The organism is Glutamicibacter sp. JC586 (genome assembly GCF_009805585.1).
Taxonomy (GTDB): domain Bacteria; phylum Actinomycetota; class Actinomycetes; order Actinomycetales; family Micrococcaceae; genus Glutamicibacter.
Window position 1 is genome coordinate 39,180 of sequence record NZ_VHIN01000009.1, and the last position, 16,508, is coordinate 55,687.

General features: G+C 54.0%; 11 protein-coding genes. 2 read left to right on the top strand and 9 right to left on the bottom strand.

Annotated elements, in window-relative coordinates; genetic code table 11:
* Positions 1 to 35 precede the first annotated feature (35 nt).
* Positions 36 to 1,040 carry a glycosyltransferase gene (locus tag FJV47_RS06695; RefSeq protein ID WP_370514971.1) on the bottom strand — a complete coding sequence of 335 codons (1,005 nt, stop codon included), beginning with the start codon at positions 1,038 to 1,040 and terminating at the stop codon, positions 36 to 38.
* 384 nt (positions 1,041 to 1,424) lie between these two features.
* Here FJV47_RS06695 and FJV47_RS06700 point away from each other — a divergent pair, with 384 nt between their 5' ends.
* Positions 1,425 to 2,603 (top strand): glycosyltransferase, encoded by a 1,179-nt coding sequence (locus tag FJV47_RS06700; protein ID WP_159611309.1) that lies wholly within the window; start codon positions 1,425 to 1,427, stop codon positions 2,601 to 2,603.
* Positions 2,604 to 3,002: 399 nt separating this feature from the next.
* Here FJV47_RS06700 and FJV47_RS06705 read toward each other — a convergent pair whose 3' ends face one another.
* From FJV47_RS06705 to FJV47_RS06725, 5 genes are all read right to left on the bottom strand, one after another.
* Positions 3,003 to 4,043: a glycerophosphodiester phosphodiesterase gene (locus tag FJV47_RS06705; RefSeq protein WP_159611311.1), complete on the bottom strand. Its 1,041-nt coding sequence runs from the start codon at positions 4,041 to 4,043 to the stop codon at positions 3,003 to 3,005.
* Between the two features lie 65 nt (positions 4,044 to 4,108).
* Positions 4,109 to 7,639 carry a PKD domain-containing protein gene (locus FJV47_RS06710; protein ID WP_159611313.1) on the bottom strand — a complete coding sequence of 1,177 codons (3,531 nt, stop codon included), beginning with the start codon at positions 7,637 to 7,639 and terminating at the stop codon, positions 4,109 to 4,111.
* A complete protein-coding gene (locus FJV47_RS06715) occupies positions 7,636 to 8,382 on the bottom strand; it encodes a hypothetical protein (protein WP_159611315.1) in 747 nt (248 codons plus the stop codon). The genes FJV47_RS06710 and FJV47_RS06715 overlap by 4 nt, the downstream gene beginning before the upstream one ends.
* Positions 8,383 to 8,401: 19 nt before the next feature.
* Positions 8,402 to 8,854, bottom strand: coding sequence for an adenylyltransferase/cytidyltransferase family protein (locus tag FJV47_RS06720; RefSeq protein ID WP_235026384.1), 453 nt, complete (start codon positions 8,852 to 8,854; stop codon positions 8,402 to 8,404).
* A 91-nt stretch (positions 8,855 to 8,945) separates the two neighbouring features.
* Positions 8,946 to 10,136, bottom strand: a complete 1,191-nt coding sequence (locus FJV47_RS06725; RefSeq protein ID WP_159611317.1) for a glycosyltransferase — start codon at positions 10,134 to 10,136, stop codon at positions 8,946 to 8,948.
* A gap of 380 nt (positions 10,137 to 10,516) precedes the next feature.
* Between FJV47_RS06725 and FJV47_RS06730 the strand changes: the two genes are divergently transcribed.
* Positions 10,517 to 12,976, top strand: a complete 2,460-nt coding sequence (locus FJV47_RS06730) for a right-handed parallel beta-helix repeat-containing protein (protein ID WP_159611319.1) — start codon at positions 10,517 to 10,519, stop codon at positions 12,974 to 12,976.
* A 71-nt stretch (positions 12,977 to 13,047) separates the two neighbouring features.
* Here FJV47_RS06730 and FJV47_RS06735 read toward each other — a convergent pair whose 3' ends face one another.
* From FJV47_RS06735 to FJV47_RS06745, 3 genes are all read right to left on the bottom strand, one after another.
* Positions 13,048 to 14,313, bottom strand: a complete 1,266-nt coding sequence (locus tag FJV47_RS06735) for an O-antigen ligase family protein (protein ID WP_159611321.1) — start codon at positions 14,311 to 14,313, stop codon at positions 13,048 to 13,050.
* 11 nt (positions 14,314 to 14,324) lie between these two features.
* The gene (locus FJV47_RS06740) at positions 14,325 to 15,617 is read right to left on the bottom strand and encodes a Wzz/FepE/Etk N-terminal domain-containing protein (RefSeq protein WP_159611323.1); all 1,293 of its coding nucleotides are present in this window, start codon (positions 15,615 to 15,617) and stop codon (positions 14,325 to 14,327) included.
* An 85-nt stretch (positions 15,618 to 15,702) separates the two neighbouring features.
* Entirely contained in the window at positions 15,703 to 16,437 is a 735-nt protein-coding gene (locus FJV47_RS06745) for a CDP-alcohol phosphatidyltransferase family protein (protein WP_159611325.1), read from the bottom strand.
* Between the last annotated feature and the right edge of the window lie 71 nt (positions 16,438 to 16,508).

Below are 16,508 nucleotides of genomic sequence, written 5' to 3' on the forward strand. Positions count from 1 at the left end.
TTGTTCTTAGTTAGATCGCCGGCCCCAGCTTCAGGCTAACGAGCTCTCACGCCAGCTGCATGCAGGGGCGCCATTGGTTTCCAAGCTTTATCCACTTCAATTTTCCGACCGTCGCGTAAACCCCTGAAGAGATTGGACGTACCACGGACAGTTCTTTCCACCAGTACGAGGCGAAGAATTTCCTTCGCGAATGTAAGGGCTGTTCCGAGGCCAAAGTGAACGGGATGAAGTAGCCCATGGGCGCGATAGTACTGTTTCAAAATCGCTCGGTTGCGCATGATGTAGTACCGATAGCCATTGCTTGAAGCGTTAAAGTGGCGGATCCCCAGATCCAACTGCTGAATATCGCGAGTGCGTTTGAGGACAAACTCGTTGACGATGACCGCGGTGGTGATTCGCGAAGCCAGCCAGCCGTACAATTGGTCATCCCAATAAATGAAGAAACGCGGGTCCGGCAACCCGATATGGCGAACAACGTCGCGATGAATGAACATTCCTTCGAAACATCCCGAGTTCATCTCACGATATCCAGTGATATCAAAGTCGCTTGGAGCAAACGGAATCGGAATCGCCAGCCTGTCAGAGATCCGGTACTGCCAGTAGAACTCGCTGCCATCGTAGTCGTACCGACGTCCTTGAATGACTTTGAACCGCGAAGCCCACTTACCAAGCCGACCCAGAGCATCCGGGATGACTTCAACGTCATCATCCATCATCCAAATCCATGAGACACCTAGCTCATAGGCCTTCTTCACACCGTGGTGGAACCCACCTGATCCTCCGGTATTGGTAGGAAGCTTTTCATAGATCACCTCGGGCGCTAACACTTCGCGGTACTTGGCGACTACTTCATGGGTGTCATCGGCGGAGTCGTTGTCAACGATAACCACGTGTCCGGGCGCTGGAACCATCGTGTTAATGCTCGCAAGAAGACCATCAAGCAGATGCGATCGGTTGTAGGTAACAATCACGATCGCTGTGTCGGAAGCGGAAAAATCCTTCGCTTCTTGCACCATGTGGTCTTTGGATTCAGAATTCATATCAAATCCACATTATCGTACCAATAAGTTGTCAGCCATTCATGGTTTCAATTTTGGAAAATGATAACCTAAATTCTATCGTTTATTTACCGTTTGTTCACCCGCGACAAACCGAATATTCACTTCGCCAATTTCATCGATGGGCTAGCCCATCAATGTCGCCCGACGGGCCGGACCTTCGGGGCGCTAATGATGCTCTGAGTCACCTGCAAGAAGAACAGGCACGCACCCAGCCTCGCTGGCTTCACATTGAACCGAGCAATTGCCGCCCCATTGAGTAGTCGCAGAGGCAACCTACCCTCTACTTTTACTTGTATTGGCGCACACTATCGTTTTCTACTGTCGTCAAGTCTTTCCCAATGGGATGATCATTTGATGGGGAATATGACGAGCAATCGCACAGTCGTGGTGGCGCATTCAGGCTCTGAACTGTACGGATCAGACCGAATGCTCCTTGAAGACGTCAAAGGACTTCTACGCGGAGGGTGGGCTGTGACGGTCGCTCTTCCAAGCGATGGACCGCTCGTCGAGGCTCTCAAGGATGCCGGAGCAAAGGTCACCTTATGCACAACGCCGGTGCTGAGAAAATCCATTTTTACGCCTAGAGGGGCTTTAGGCTTCGCCAAAGACTGTCTGGGAGGCGCACGTCAGACCCACTCACTTCTCAGAGACGTCAAACCGTCGGCCGTCTTGGTGAATACCATTACCATCCCCCTGTGGGTTACCCTCGCATCGGTTACCGGGCACAAAGTCGCGTTGCACGTACACGAGTCTGAACGACAGGCGCCGGCCCCAATGCGGTTAGCACTATCTCTGCCTGGGACCTTGGCACGTCGGATCATCACTAATAGCCGTTGGACCACTGAATCGTACTGTGAGTACATCCCTTGGGCAAAGAAGAAAAGCAAAATCATCTTTAACGGTGTCGGTGGGCCTGCCAATCCTACGCCACCACGCCCGGAGCTATCCGGTCCAGTGAAGCTGCTTTATGTAGGGCGCCTATCTGAGCGCAAGGGTCTAATGGTTCTCCTCAACGCGGTTGAAATTTTGCAGCGTCGTGACATCAATCTAGAACTCTCGTTAGTCGGGTCGATATTCGCTGGATACGAAGCATTCGAAAGAGAACTCAATGAACGCATCGGTTCTCTCCCCCGCCCTGATCAAGTAAAACGCCATGGCTTCCAGCCAGAAGTCTGGTCTTACTATGCGGAAGCTGATATTTCCATCGTCCCTTCGCTAGCTGAGGAGTCCTTCGGCAATACGGCCGTTGAAGGAGTGCTGGCGAACTGTCCGGTTATCGTCTCAAGCATCGGCGGTCTCAAAGAGGCGGTCACGCCATATGCCAGCGCCATTTCAGTGACCCCTGGAGAGCCAGAAGAACTAGCAGAGGCAATCGAAATCATCATCAATGAGTGGCCTGCCTACAGTTCGGCAGCCATTAGGTCAGCCACTCAGGCTCACCGACTACACGACCCTGAAAAATTTGGAGAGAAAATCGATTCGGTCCTCAAGACAATGGTCGACCGACCAGCCGCGTCAATCAGTCACTCGACTGCGCCCTAGAGCGACTACGCCCGCTCTACACGGATACGCTTAAAGTCCACCGCATAGCTCGCGGGAATGAGGGTCAATAGATTCATGTACCCAACGTGAAGTTCTTCAGGAATCAGAGTAACCATGATTGATTGATCCAGTCTGATTCTCAGTTCACTCGAAGTCGAGGTAAGTTCCACCTCGCTCCACTCGCCAGCGGCCGGTGGAATCCATTGTGACCGAGATAGTTGCTGAGGACTCGTTCCGTCTGCACGCCAGAGGGATATCTCGCCATTCGTTTCGAACTGCAAATGGTACCCATCGCTTTGTGAGCTCTCGAAAGCGCGATACGGACCATCAGTATGCAATCCAATGGCTACCCCGCCACCTGATTCTGCAGTCCACGCGTTGGCCAACGAAATGCAAATGTCACTCTCCATCCCCTGCCATTGCTCGCGCCATCGATCCTACGACATAGCTGGCTTTGTGCTGATCCGAAAGTCTGAGGATACCTTCGGCGGGGATAAATTCTGGCTGAGAACGCCATGTCAGGACATCAGGCAAGTCACCATCGGTCCTGCACCCCGATTCAAACTCATCAGTGACCATGTCCAAAGAATCGATAGCACTCGTGACGTAGGGATAATTTGAACACATCATGACCTGGACGCCTTGTTCCAGCAGCGTGTCGCGCTGACTTCTGGTGTGCACCTTCCAGCAAATGACGGGCAAGCCAGTAGACACCGCACGGCTGATGGTCTTAGGGTCCGCAGAGTCGTATATGCCAATGGCATCAAAAGCAGTTGCCAACGGCTCAATGTCCGCGAATACCTCCGGAGCGAAATACCCCCATGTTTTGAAACCAGCTTGAGACGCCACGGTGTGGGTCGAGGCCATTGCTGGTTGCTTCCACACAATTGGATCATCGGGGGCAGATGAGCCTTCTAACAGTTCGATTAGATCCGTGGCATGCTTACCACTCTTGTCTTCAATAAATAAGACAGCCTTCCCGCCCACAACGCTTAGGGCTTCGGTCAGTGATGGGATCAGTTCTAAAGGTGTGCTCGGACCAAGCCAAGCTCGTGCGTCATTACGTACCTTTTGCAGTTGCTCCCAGCTGATATCGCTGATCTCCTGGGAGACTCCGCAAGGCCGTTGAAGGTTCGAGTCGTGATGACAAACGAAGTATCCGTCGCGAGTTCGATGTACATAGATTTCGATTGCACGTGCGCCGTGAGCGATGGCTTGCCGATAGGCATGCAGCGTGTGTTCTGTCCAGTTATCCCCTGAACCTCTATGTGCAATGTAGAAGTGATCGCTTGCTAGTAGTTCCCCGGCGCTCATGGGCATGGGACGGAGTTCTTCCAGCTGCATCTGATCAGAGCAGTTCACCATAATCAGAGACGCTCCAGCCATCGCTAGAAATGTCCGCCGGCTCAATCGCGCCGCATGCGGATCCACAGTCTTCACTGCTGCTCCTTTAAATTCATGCCCGCCATACATAAGGGCATGGCGGGCATGAAATCGCTCGGTCGTTACTGACCGATAACGGATAGGTTATCGAACTCAGCGGTGACTGGAGCATTGGCGGTTGAACCTGAGAGGTACAGCCTCAAACCAACTCCCCCTGCCACTTGTAGTTCAGATGCAGCGTCGCTGGCATTGACTTGCCATTCCTCCGGCTCTACCGAGGCAGCGTCCCACACCTTGGCGGATAGTTGGGTGGGATTCGTTCCGGTGACAGAGAACTTGAGTTTGACTTCACTTCCGGCTTGATAACCAAAGCCCGCCAAGTTTTTCGTCACCAGCACTGTTTCTGATCCGGCTATGGCACGAACTAGTTGAATCCGTACATCTCCTGTAGCCAGAAACTGGCTCTTCAGGTAGTACTGATTTGCACTATTCAAGTACCTCGGCGAGAACGAAACATATGTGCCACCACCTGTCGGCTTCTTATCCAGTCGGGTAGCAACCGTAGCAACGGTGCTCGTGGAATCGGTGGAAGGCAAATAGATACCTGGCCCCGAACCGGCGTTTGGTCCTATGAGCTGTCCTGCTCCCCCAGCGACGTTGGCCGTTGCTGAACTACTCGTCCTGGTCCAAGTACCTCCCACGTCTGCGGCCCCCCAGTTGCCAGTCACGGTTCGGTCAAATGCATCCGCTGCGACTGGACCCTGCGGGATCGATACAGTGACCGAGTGGGCCTTAGTATCGGTGAGTCCAGCCGGGTCGCTGACTTCCACGGTGATGGTGTACTCGCCGGGTTCGGTGTACGTGAATTCTTGGTCGTTGGTGCCGTCGATCCAATCGCTGCCGTTCCCAAACGACCACCGGTAAGTAAGTTCATCCCCATCGGGATCTGAACTCTTTTCGGCATCAACGGTGACCTTGAGACCTTGAATATTTGAAATATCAAAATCTGCCGTCGGAGCCTGATTCGGTGCCGGTGGAGGCGGGATTACCACGGACTTGGACGTTGAGTCCGTAGCCCCGGCTGAATCAGTCACGGTCAGCTTGATCAGATAGGTTCCTGGGTCAGCAAAGGTGTGGTTCGCGGTAGCCTCGGTTGATGTTTGACCATCACCAAAATCCCACGCATAACTAGCGATGGAACCATCAGGATCCGACGACCCGGATGCATCGACGGTGACCTTTAAACCATCTACCTCGTGACTGAATGCAGCCGTAGGGCTAACATTGGCTGGTTTGCCTGTTCCTGATTGATAGTGATTCAAGACCTTTTCAGCACTGAGTTGAGTGTCATAAATGGCGACCTCGTCAAGGAGCCCTGCGAAACCGCTGCTTGGAGCTGAGCTCCAGCCGCTGACGCTATCCTTGCCCAGCCTCCAGAAACCATCGAGCTCCAGCGCAGACGTTGTGCTGGATCGTGAGGAGACTTGCTCACCATCAACATAGAGCCTCATACCTCCAGCGCCCAAGCTAGAAACTACGTGGTGCCACTTGTTGTCTGTGTAAGTGGACGAAGAGGTAATGACCCTTTTGGTACCGCGTTCGGTCACACCAAAGGACAGCCGTCCCGAGGAGTTAAGGTACGTTACCCGGTCGTGGTCAGTCGAGTTGACGCCAAGTCCGTTGCCATAGCCAATCAACCGTCCACGCTGCGTCGAGCTGGCTTTGAACCACAGCTCCGTCGAGAACTCTTGTGGCCGTTTCCAACGGACAGCATCTGCAGCAGTACCGTTGCCTAGATTCAGGCTCTTCCCGTTGCCACCCGTAATTGCATTGGTGGTACTGATACTCGAGTTTCCAGAAAGCACTAGGTCTTCGCTTCCGACGGCATCAACGACCGTCCCTGAATCTACTGATCCAATTGGCCAATAGGTTTTTGGCCGGTCTGCTTTAATGACCTTTTCGTAGGCAGTGTCAGCAACAGTAGCATCCGCGACTTGAATGCTTTCCGTAGTGCTACGCGCATCTCGATTCGTCGGGTCCACCACGATGATTCGGTAGGTGTGAGTGCTTCCTGGCTCCACATCCTTGTCAACATAGGACATGCCCTTGCGCGCCCAAAAAGTTGAGTCAGCTGTCGCCGTGTGGATTGGGTCATTGATCGCTCCGTCACGGATGACTTTGTAAGTCAGCGTCCTATTATCCATGTCGGAAGCCGTCTGCCAACGAATCCTTACTTCACCCGCGGTTGTCGACGTGAGAGTTGGGACAAAATCAGTTCCGGTAGGTGACGGTCCGCGCAAATTCGGCGCGTTGTTTTTGGTGGCGAAGCGCACCAGACCTTGCTGGTCCTTGAAATTGACTCGTTGGAATTCACCACCATAGACAATGTAGTCATTGTTGCCAGTGACGTTCCAAGGACCCTGACCTTGGCCAGTGTAAGTACCAGCACTGATGGACGGGAACCACGTCTGTAGCTGCGGATGTGGCAGTCCCTCGTAGTTTGTGTAGCCATGAATTTCGCGACTAATCCTTCCAGCGATTGCCTTGCTGAAGGAGATCGCGCGGTTGTAGGCCCAATCAGGTTCTTGAGCGAATCCTTCAACGTTTCCGCAATAGTGTGGATGGCCGGCGACGTAGATGTTGTCTCCCGCAGAATGCACCGAATAGGTGTCACCGTGACAGTCCTCCACCCAACGCGTTTCGAGATCCTCCCACTTGATGGCCACTACCCCTTCCAGGGTGCTCTCGCGCCCGTAGGTGTAGCCACTGGCGTAGAACGTGTCGGAATCTGAAGCGATGGAGGTGATTGATCCGGTGCTTCCTCCATTGCGAATGTAGGACGCTGCTGGATAGGCATATTTTTGACTCGTTGTGGTGTCAACTATCGCCAAACCATTGGCATTCTCAGCAGTTGAATTCACCTGCTGGAATTTTCCGCCCATGGCCAATTTGGTACCGTCCGGAGACAGCGCTAGCGAGTCAACTTGTCCGCCGCCAACCACTGGGCGGAATGCAAGCAGTGCCCCATCATTGGCACGCAGCGCTGCGACTTCTTCCCTCCACGCAGTACCTAACCTGAAGAATGAACCGCCTAAATAGACTGTGCTATTGGTGGCGACAATGGCTCGTACCGAGTTGGAAGGCTGCGGGTCGAAATTCGCGATCCTTTCTCCTGTACTCGGGTCAAGAGCCACCATTCTGGTCGCCGCTTCTCCGTCGAGTGTCGTGAAGTCTCCCCCGACATAAAGCCGGCTGCCATCTGGGGACGCCGCGAGCGACAATACTTGCGCGTTGAAAGCCGGAGCGAAGCCAGTGATCAAATCCCCAGTGCGGATGTCGTAGGCCAAGAGATTTTGGCGTTCGACGGTTTCGGTACCGGCAGCTGCACCGGCAGGGCGGGCAGTGTTGAAGCTACCACCGGCATAAACCGTGTTACCGATCACTACTTGTTTCCATACCACACCGTCTATTTGAACTGTCGGCAAGGCATCTGCAGTGACCGTCGGCGAGGTCAACGGATCGGTTGGAACGCTAGGCGATGAGTCGGCGCTCGCTGCCGGAGTTCCCATGACAGTTGCGGCAACAGCCAGAGCGAATACCGAAAGGATCGACAGGCTTCGGTGGCGAAGTCCTCGGACTGGGGTCCTGGTCATCGCGACACCTCACCTTTGAGTTGCTGAATTTCTTCGGTTGCCCCAGTCTCAAATTCCACGAGTACTTTCTTGTTGTTCTTTTTCGGCGCAGCGAAGAGGTAAGTTGCCGTGATGCTGTCTCCAGCCTTGATTTCCAGAGGCAGTGGGGCACTACGATCATCGGTCAACAATGACGCAGGCTCCTTTTGTTTTCCGTAGAAAAGACGCAGCTGAGCCACGCTCAGATCCAACTCACTATCCGATTTGTTGTTTAGTCGAATTTCGACCAGTGTGGCCGGCCCGGCGATTTCTCCGATTCCTTGTGCTTCAGAAGTGGTGCTCTTGATCTGTGAGATGCGCATTTGGGTTTGTGGACCGGCATCTACGGCTTGGTCAAGATTGACTTCATCAGCGATGGCGGGATCATCATCGCCGGCTTGAGCATCTGCTGCGACGGATCGCCCATTTTTCGTTTTCTTCCATGCAGTCTTCTTCCGAAGCGTGGACTCCGACGACTTTGATGCCTGTTCTGCGGGCTTTACTTGGCCGTCACTGTTCGCACTGGCTGAGCTCTCAGCCTCCTGCGCGACTGCTGATTCGGCGGGATCAGAAAGCGGCTGATCTTCCGGAGCAATGTTGCTCTGGACCACTGGAACGATGGCTTCGGCCTGCGTAGTTTGTGTTCCTGGATTTCCTGTGCAGGAAACCATAGCCAGTCCAACAAAGACCGTCAGTAGTGTCTTTGTCGCTTGCGACCGATTCATTTTGTGCCTGGATTCTCGATTAGGCCTGGCGGGCCTGGTCCGAAGGTGCTGATAATTGCGCGAGAGCAATCCTGAGCTTGGTGCTAGAGGTGTGCATTGTGTAAGGGAAGTATTCAACCTTGACCCCGACAGTTTTGAATTGCTTCTCCAGCTCTATCCCCTTAGGGGTGTTCTTCCAATCATCACCTTTGAAGAACACATCAAATCCAACTTCTTGCCACGTTTTCAGTCGGCTTGAGTGATACTCCAGAACCGCTTGGTCAACGAAGTTGATGGAAGAGACTATTTCGAGCCTCTCATCTTCCGAAATTATTGGGCGTCGCCCTTTGGTTTCTAAGAGTCTGTCGTCACTGACGACACCTGCAATCAGGTGATCGCACCTGCTTTTAGCTTGTCTCAGAATGTTCAGGTGCCCGACGTGAAAAAGGTCAAAGGCGCCCGCAGCGTACCCGATGATCATGTTGTTCCCCATGTGTTTTGAGAATCGCTAGCGATTCGTTTGCGAGTGAAATCCGGCCATCCCCATAGCCGAACGGTGGTGGTGTATACAGGCTTCCTACTAGTTATGAAGCGCGTACACGCCGCTCTTGCGATGATTCAACGCCGACTTGTAGGTCCTTCATCTTGCGGCGTTGAACCAGATCTTGGCAGAGTTGACCATAAGCGTCGGCCACATCTGCCCAGTTGTATGCTTTGGAGCGTTCCTGGGCCTTGTTGCCTCGACCCATCACCGATGCAATATCTGCTTCGGTACGGTCAAAGAGGGTAGCCGCAGCATCGGCAGTGCCAAAGTATTCGCCGGCGTCCAAGGCGACTTCCCGGTTAAAATTCACGTCGAAGGCATTGATTGCGGTGCCTGCGCCTAGTGCGCGGAGCAACGATGGATTAGTTCCTCCGACCGAATGTCCATGCCAGTAAGCCAACGCGTGAGCATACAATTCGTCGAGTAGTTCCTGGTCCCAAACTCCCCCCAGGAAGACGACATTCTCATTGGCTACGCCTCGAACTTCCTGGGTGTACTGCTCCGCGTACGGAGCAGAGCCAACCACCACCAGTGGCAATTGCGCGTTCGACTGTCCGTAGCCTTGCACGATCATGTCAACGTGGTTTTCTGGTTCAAACCGTGCGACAATCAAATGGTACTTTTTGGACTCTAATCCCAATTCAGCAAGGCGAGTTGCCTTTGCCGATTCGAGTTGTGGTGCCCCGTAAGTTATGAGTCGTGTCGCCCGTCCGAACTTGCTCGCGTAGTAATCAGCGATCCCCTTGGCATCGGCGATAAGTTCGCTGCTCCACCAGACCGCTAGCCGTTCACAGATCAGGTAGTATCGCTGACCGGTCGGCCCCCACTTTGAGCGCTTCCATTCCAGTCCATCCACGTGTGTGGCGAAGGGAATACCGGCCAGTCCGAGGATTGGAAGCATCGGAGCATTGGCAGCGTTAAAGACAATTGCCACATCGGGACGACGGACTGCTGCATGCAACACCGACAAAGCCGTATGGCTAAGGGTTTCCAAGCTTCGCCGGCGCATGGCTGGCAAATGCACCAATCTCATGCCAAGGTATGCCTTCCGGCGCTCTTCCTTGGCTACCCCACGGCAATAGACGGTGACATCATGGCCTTCTTCTGCCAAGCGACGTCCCACTTCTTCTATCGCGGTTTCAAATCCGCCATACCGTGCCGGAACTCCCCTAGTGCCAATCAGCGCGATTTTCAATTTGGCGCGCGAATTCGGCCTATCCGTATGTTGCATTGCGTCCCCCATAGACTCAACGAGAAATTCCGGTGTCATCACCCGGTATTACGTTGGACTACTCCTACGTACTGGTACCGAGCTTAGATTCCGTTCTGGGAAGAAGCACGAGTGCAGCGCTACGCTATTTACGCAATTACTACCTATCAGAATTTCTTGAATACTCGAATCTCACTTATTCGTTTTCTGAAGTCGGATGGGAGACACTTGTGATTGAGGTGAACACCATGTTGGACAGCTAATTAGAACCATGTCATCATGGTGCAGGGAGTTCGCGTCCCTATCATCGACTTCTATTTTTGACCGAGACTGTCTGTTTTGCTGGGGAGCACGGACTATGCTCCGAGGATCCATTGCAGCAACTTGCGCCTAATACCACCATGTCCCAGCACACCACAGCCAGACGGCCATTCTCGCCCTCTCGCCGCACAGCAACCTATACGCTAGCGGCAGTGTGTGCGGTACTCGCCGGCACCCTAGCGCCGGTCACCGCCGAAGCTGCAACCACCACCTTTGTTGCCGATTCAATGAATCGTCAGGTAACCAGCGGTTGGGGAACTTCCTCCAACGGCACCGCCTACTCAACCAACGTCGGTGATGCGTTCTCAGTGAACGGCGCTCAGGGTCTGATGAAGCTTGTTCCTGGCAAGCAGCGATACGCCGCCACAGCAGTCAAAGCCTCCGATGTTCAATCCGGCGTTGATGTCTCCTTCGATTCATTGCCTAGCGCCGGATCCACCTACGCTCAGTTTGGCGCCCGCCATTCCCCAACCGGTGAGTACACCACATCTCTCCGACTTGAATCTAGTGGCCGACTCTCCGTAGAAATCTCGCGCACCGTCAGCGGAACCAAGAACGTTCTTGCCTCAAAGGTCATCAGCCAGGCGGCCAAACCGGGAATGGCCTACCACGTAGATTTCCAGGTCACCGGTACCACCACCGTTGTGCTGAAAGCTCGTGCCTACGCTGCCGGAACCAGTGCACCATCATGGCAGGTTCAGGCACAGGACACCTCAACAACACGGATCGCAACCCAGGGCAACCTCGTTCTCGGCGGGTACCTATCAAGTTCCGCCACCACGAACTCAGGGCTGCACTTCGATAACTTCGTGGCGAGCTCAGCCACGGCTTCCGAATTCACCCCGCCTCCATTGCCAAGTCCTGCACCGGTTGCACCCATCGCGCCAATGCCAGAAGAAAATGCTGCTCCAGCTATCCCCTCTTCGGCACTTTACGTCTCACCCACTGGTAGCGACGCATCGACAGGTACCGCTTCGGCTCCGTTGAAGACCATTTCCAAAGCCATCGCCAAAGCAACTAATGGACAAACCATCGTCGTGCGCGGTGGTAGCTACCACGAATCCGTAACTATTCCTTCCGGCAAAACCGTGCATCTACGCCAGTACTCCGGTGAAACCGTTTGGTTGGACGGTTCAAGCGCCGTCACTGGGTTCACCGCTTCGGGGGCAGCTTGGGTGAAGTCAGGCTGGAACTACGATTTTGACACCAGCCCTACCTATACCCGTGGAGCTAAAGACAACACTGCGGAAGGCTGGGGTTTCATCAACCCTTCCTACCCGATGGCCGCCCACCCCGACCAGGTATGGATCGATGGAGCCCGCCAGATCCAAGTAGCGTCCCTCTCCCAGCTTAAGGCCGGAACCTTCTACGTGGACCGGACCAACGACAAGCTGTACTTGGGAACCAACCCGAGCGGAAAATCGGTACGCGCCAGCACTTTGGTCAAGGCCCTGAGTATCCGCGGCGATCAATCGAGTGTCTCCGGAATCAACGTACGCAAGTACGCTCCATCCGTCCCAGACATGGGTGCCGTCACGGCCGAGAAACCGGGCATCAAACTAGAGAATCTAACCATTGAAGATTCTGCGACAACCGGGCTGAATATCAGTGCAGTGAAGAACTCGGTCTACAACGTGAAGATATTGCGCAGTGGCATGCTTGGCATGAATGCAACCTACGCCGATGGCTTGGTCGTCAACAAGTTGACCGCCACTGGCAATAACATCGAGCGTTTCAACACTTCACCGGTCTCGGGTGGCGCCAAAATCGCCCGTTCGCGTGACATCACGGTGAAAAACTCCACGTTCAATAACAACTACGGTCCAGGCCTATGGCTCGATGAATCCGCGTACGACTCGAAGATCGTCAACAATGACATGATTGGCAATTCGGGACATGGTCTTTCACTAGAAATCTCGGCCAAATCCGTTATTGCCAACAACCGCATCGTCAATAACGCCGGGTTCGGCATCAAGCTGAACAACAGTAGCGACGTCTCCATCTGGAACAACACGATCAGCGGCAAGAATCGAGTACTGAATATCGTCCAAGATGCGCGGCGAGCTGCCAACAAGTCTGATCCTGGCCACGACCCACGCCAGCCATTCCCGGACAGCACCATGACGTGGATCAACAAGAACATTCAGATCAAAAACAACGTCCTGTCGAATACCGGCGGTGGCAATGCGATTGTTGCGGTAGAAGACTACTCTGGCACCTACAACGCAGAGCAAATGAACATATCCCTCGCTTCAAATGCCTACCACCGAACTTCTTCCACCAATCCACAGTGGTCAATGGTGTGGTCACGTGGCGCGGGTAATCCTTCGGTCTACACCACTTTGGCTGCTTTCACCTCTGCCAAGGCCCAAGACAAGAATTCCTTTGAGTTAACCGCCGCTGCGGTCTTGACCGATAGCAATGATCCGAATTCGGCTGTCACCAGCCGGCATGGTTCTGCAACTGCCTTGCCAAGCAATATTGCTACTCTGACCGGCCAAACCGCAGGTAGCCGGCGCATCGGAAACTACCCACGCTAGGTCTGCGACCTCGCTAACAAAGCCCTGGGGTGGAAAACAGATTCTGTTTTCCACCCCAGGGCTTTGCCACATCATGAAAATCTTGGTGCACTGTTGGGCTGCTTGAGCAACGAAGAATTGTCCCAATCAAATGCCTCTGACTTACTGACCGGTTCGAGCATCAATGCGATCACCAGAAAGGACAAGAACAGCGCTCCTGCATCCAGCAGTCCGTTCTCCATAACGCTGCGGATCAGTAGGAAAGCAATGAGAGGCAAGAGTAAACTCCGTAGCTTCTTGCTTGTTATCGCCGAATGGATTGTTGCAATAACCCAGATGCCTATCAGCGCAGTACCAATAATCCCAGTCTGAGCCAAGAGGGAGATCCACGATGAGTCAAAAACTTGTTCATCCCAGTACTGACCTTGCACGGCAATGGTCTTCTGACTCATTCCTGCACCGATCCACCGTTGCCATGAATCAATCGGTAGGTTCAGCACCACGGACCAACTGATGGTTCGAGAATTCAGGGTCATGACCGAGGCACTATCTTCTCGGGCCATCATGTGTTGAATAATTGACGTTGCAAAAATCAGATAGGACGCGATCGGTAGCGTGATCAGCCCAGCAACAATCGTTTGTACAGGTAGTTTGCGTAACATCAAAAGCATCATCACCGCGGCTACTGCCGCGGCGAAAAGGGCAGTTCGTGACTCGGAAAGCAGGAGAATTCCGCTCAGGACCCCGAGCGCGACAATGTGCCACCAGCGCACCTGTGCACGCAGAGCCTGGTGGAACAACACGAGAGCCGGAAATCCTGAGAGCAGCGCAATCTCATTGGGGCTCAATGGAGGGATACCGCCGGAAAGCCGCCCGGCTGCGCCGCCAAGCGCCAACCCACTGATCGCACTGACCATCCCGACCGTAGCCATGCCAATGCACAAGCTACTCACCACTTGTTCGGCGGGAAAAATCCGCATGATCAACAAAATCGTTGTCGCGAGCATGGTCATGCGGATGGCGATAATTGCTGAAGCCATCAGATTGCCTTCGGCGAGCGCCCCAACAATACTCAACGCAAGCGTCGGCGCCACAAGCATGATGCTCCTGACTCCTACGAGCTGGCGTTCACTACTCCAGAGGTTGAGCAGGACGACCCAGCAGAGAATCGAGGACTGTAGGAGTGCCTTGAGGATCACGACACTGTCTACACCGCCGGTAAACAATGCCCCTTGACGCCAAGCAACCACGCTAAAGACCAGCAGGATCCACATGAGAGTCAGCTGCCATTGACGCGGGATGCGTTGCGTTCTGCGTCCGCGACGGTGAAGGCGAGGCTCCCACGGCGGACTGATCACCAGTTGCATACTTACCGCCCGCGTCTACGCTGGAAGATGTGAGGCTTCTTTACGATCAGCAGCCCAGTCGCTCCGATTCGTACGGCATTAAGTTCCTCCAACGAGCGACGCACCTGATGATAGGTTGTGCGGCGTTCGCGGCATGCAACCATCACACAGTCACTGTGAAGCGCAATGGCTGTGGCGTCAACAGGGTAGCCATCGAGGCTCGCAACAAAAATCGCCACGTCGAACTCTGCTTCAAGAGAAGACATGACAGCTTCTAGCCGTGAAAACACATCATACTTGCGCAGTGATTCTTGTCTGGGCCCCGCTGGGACGTACGCCATGGGCACCGAATCGATGCGCAGAACGGCATCGTTGAGTTCATTGCTACCATCCAGAACCTGAGTTAGCCCAATTGGCTCGGCACCAGCTGTATCCACCGGCGCCATCGATTCGTCAGCCTGAACAACGACTGCTCGTTTACCGGCCGCTGCAAGAGTCTGTGCCAGCTCTTGCCCGTCGATAACAGTATCGGTACGAGTGCTCAGCACAAGGATGCGTCGTGGCATTCTGCCATCGTTGGCCATCAACAGGTTGGAAACCAGGTGGCGGTATCCGAGACGAGAGCTGGATACATGATTACTGCGCTCATTTATGAGCAAGGGATTCACCGTGCCCAAGACCCGCAGGTTCAACTGCCGTTCGGCGTCCCGTCCTCGCAGAATTCTCGGATCGAGCTTGTGCAGCACCATGGCCAGGAGCAGACCGAGGCTAAGTCCCGAAACCAGGCCGAGGGCCAAGTTAACACTCTTTCGCGGAGCACTGGCAAAAGCTGGCTCGGCGGCCGGAACTGATAGGTCAGCCTTGACCGCTAGCGCTTTTGGATCCGTATTTTCCAACTTGCCAATCGAGTCAGCCAAGAGTCGGGCTGCCGTATTCGCGATGTCAGCAGCCTCCGACGCTTTAGGGGCGTTGGCTGTGACGGTCAGCAGTACTGTGTCAGTCGGGTTGGTAGCCGTCAGGTTTGCCTTGACCTCTTGGAAGCTACGGTTGATTCCCACCTCGCGAATGACCTCATTGATTAGCTTCGGCTCGTTAATAAGTTGAGGATAAGATCCCACACGTTGCAGCGCGAATTGCCCACGAGCATACGCTGTGTCTGCGTTAGAAGTGGTGCTGACAAACAACGTAGCTTTTGCCGTGTACACAGGCGTCATGGAAAAAGTGATTAGGGCAGCAGCAGCCACACCAACAATTGTGCTGGCAATAATCCACCACAGGCGGGTCTTGAGTACAAAGATAAAGTCGCTCAGATCCATACCTGAGGCCTCCTGCTCTATGGAATTCGCCGGAGAAAATGTAGTGCCCCGGCTCTCCTCGTGCTGTTTTCGATAGGTTAGTAGCTTAGCCAAAGCTCTTCACCTCCCGATACCACTTGTTGAGCGCTAGAACGAGGAAACCAGCAGTAGCCAGCAAAAGGAGCGAATAGGCGGTCATGAATACTGGCTGCCACCAGAGCACGGAGAACAGTACGCACATCAGCCCGTAATCTGTTGGCAGCACCGCCAAGGAATAAAGCGCAGAACTAGAGCCTTGGCCCTGAAGAAAATGTTCTTGTTTTCCAGCTCGTTGACGCCGCAATTGATCGGTGAGAATCATCGCGAAGAATAGCGAACAGGCAACGATGACGAAGGCAAGCGGTACCAAATACCAGCTTTCTTGTATGGAATAAAAGCGGTACCAACAGATAAGCACGACGACATGAAGCGACACCGTCTTAAACGCGTCAACCACATGATCCAGCCACTCGCCAGCCGTAGAGCCTCCACCACGCAATCGGGCAAGTTGGCCATCCGCGGAGTCCAAAGCGTAGCCAATCATCAGCGCAGCGGCGGTCAAGACGGACGAAATAATTGATGGACTAGCCAGAGCGATAACGCTCAACCCCACGGCTGTGAACAGCGCGCTGATCCAAGTGACCCCGTTAGGTGTTAGCCCTAGTGCATAGGCTACAGCCGCCAGGTGGCGGCCCATCGGCCGATTCACGAAGCGCGAATAGGCCGGCGCTCCCTTATTGGTCTTCTGTCGCTGCCGCAATTCAGTGACGGCCCAGCGATAACCATGATCTTGTTTTAGCATTCGAGTCCCCCCAGTGAACTCCTAGCGCGTCTTCGGTGACAATCCACCGAAACACATCCCCAATAATTTAC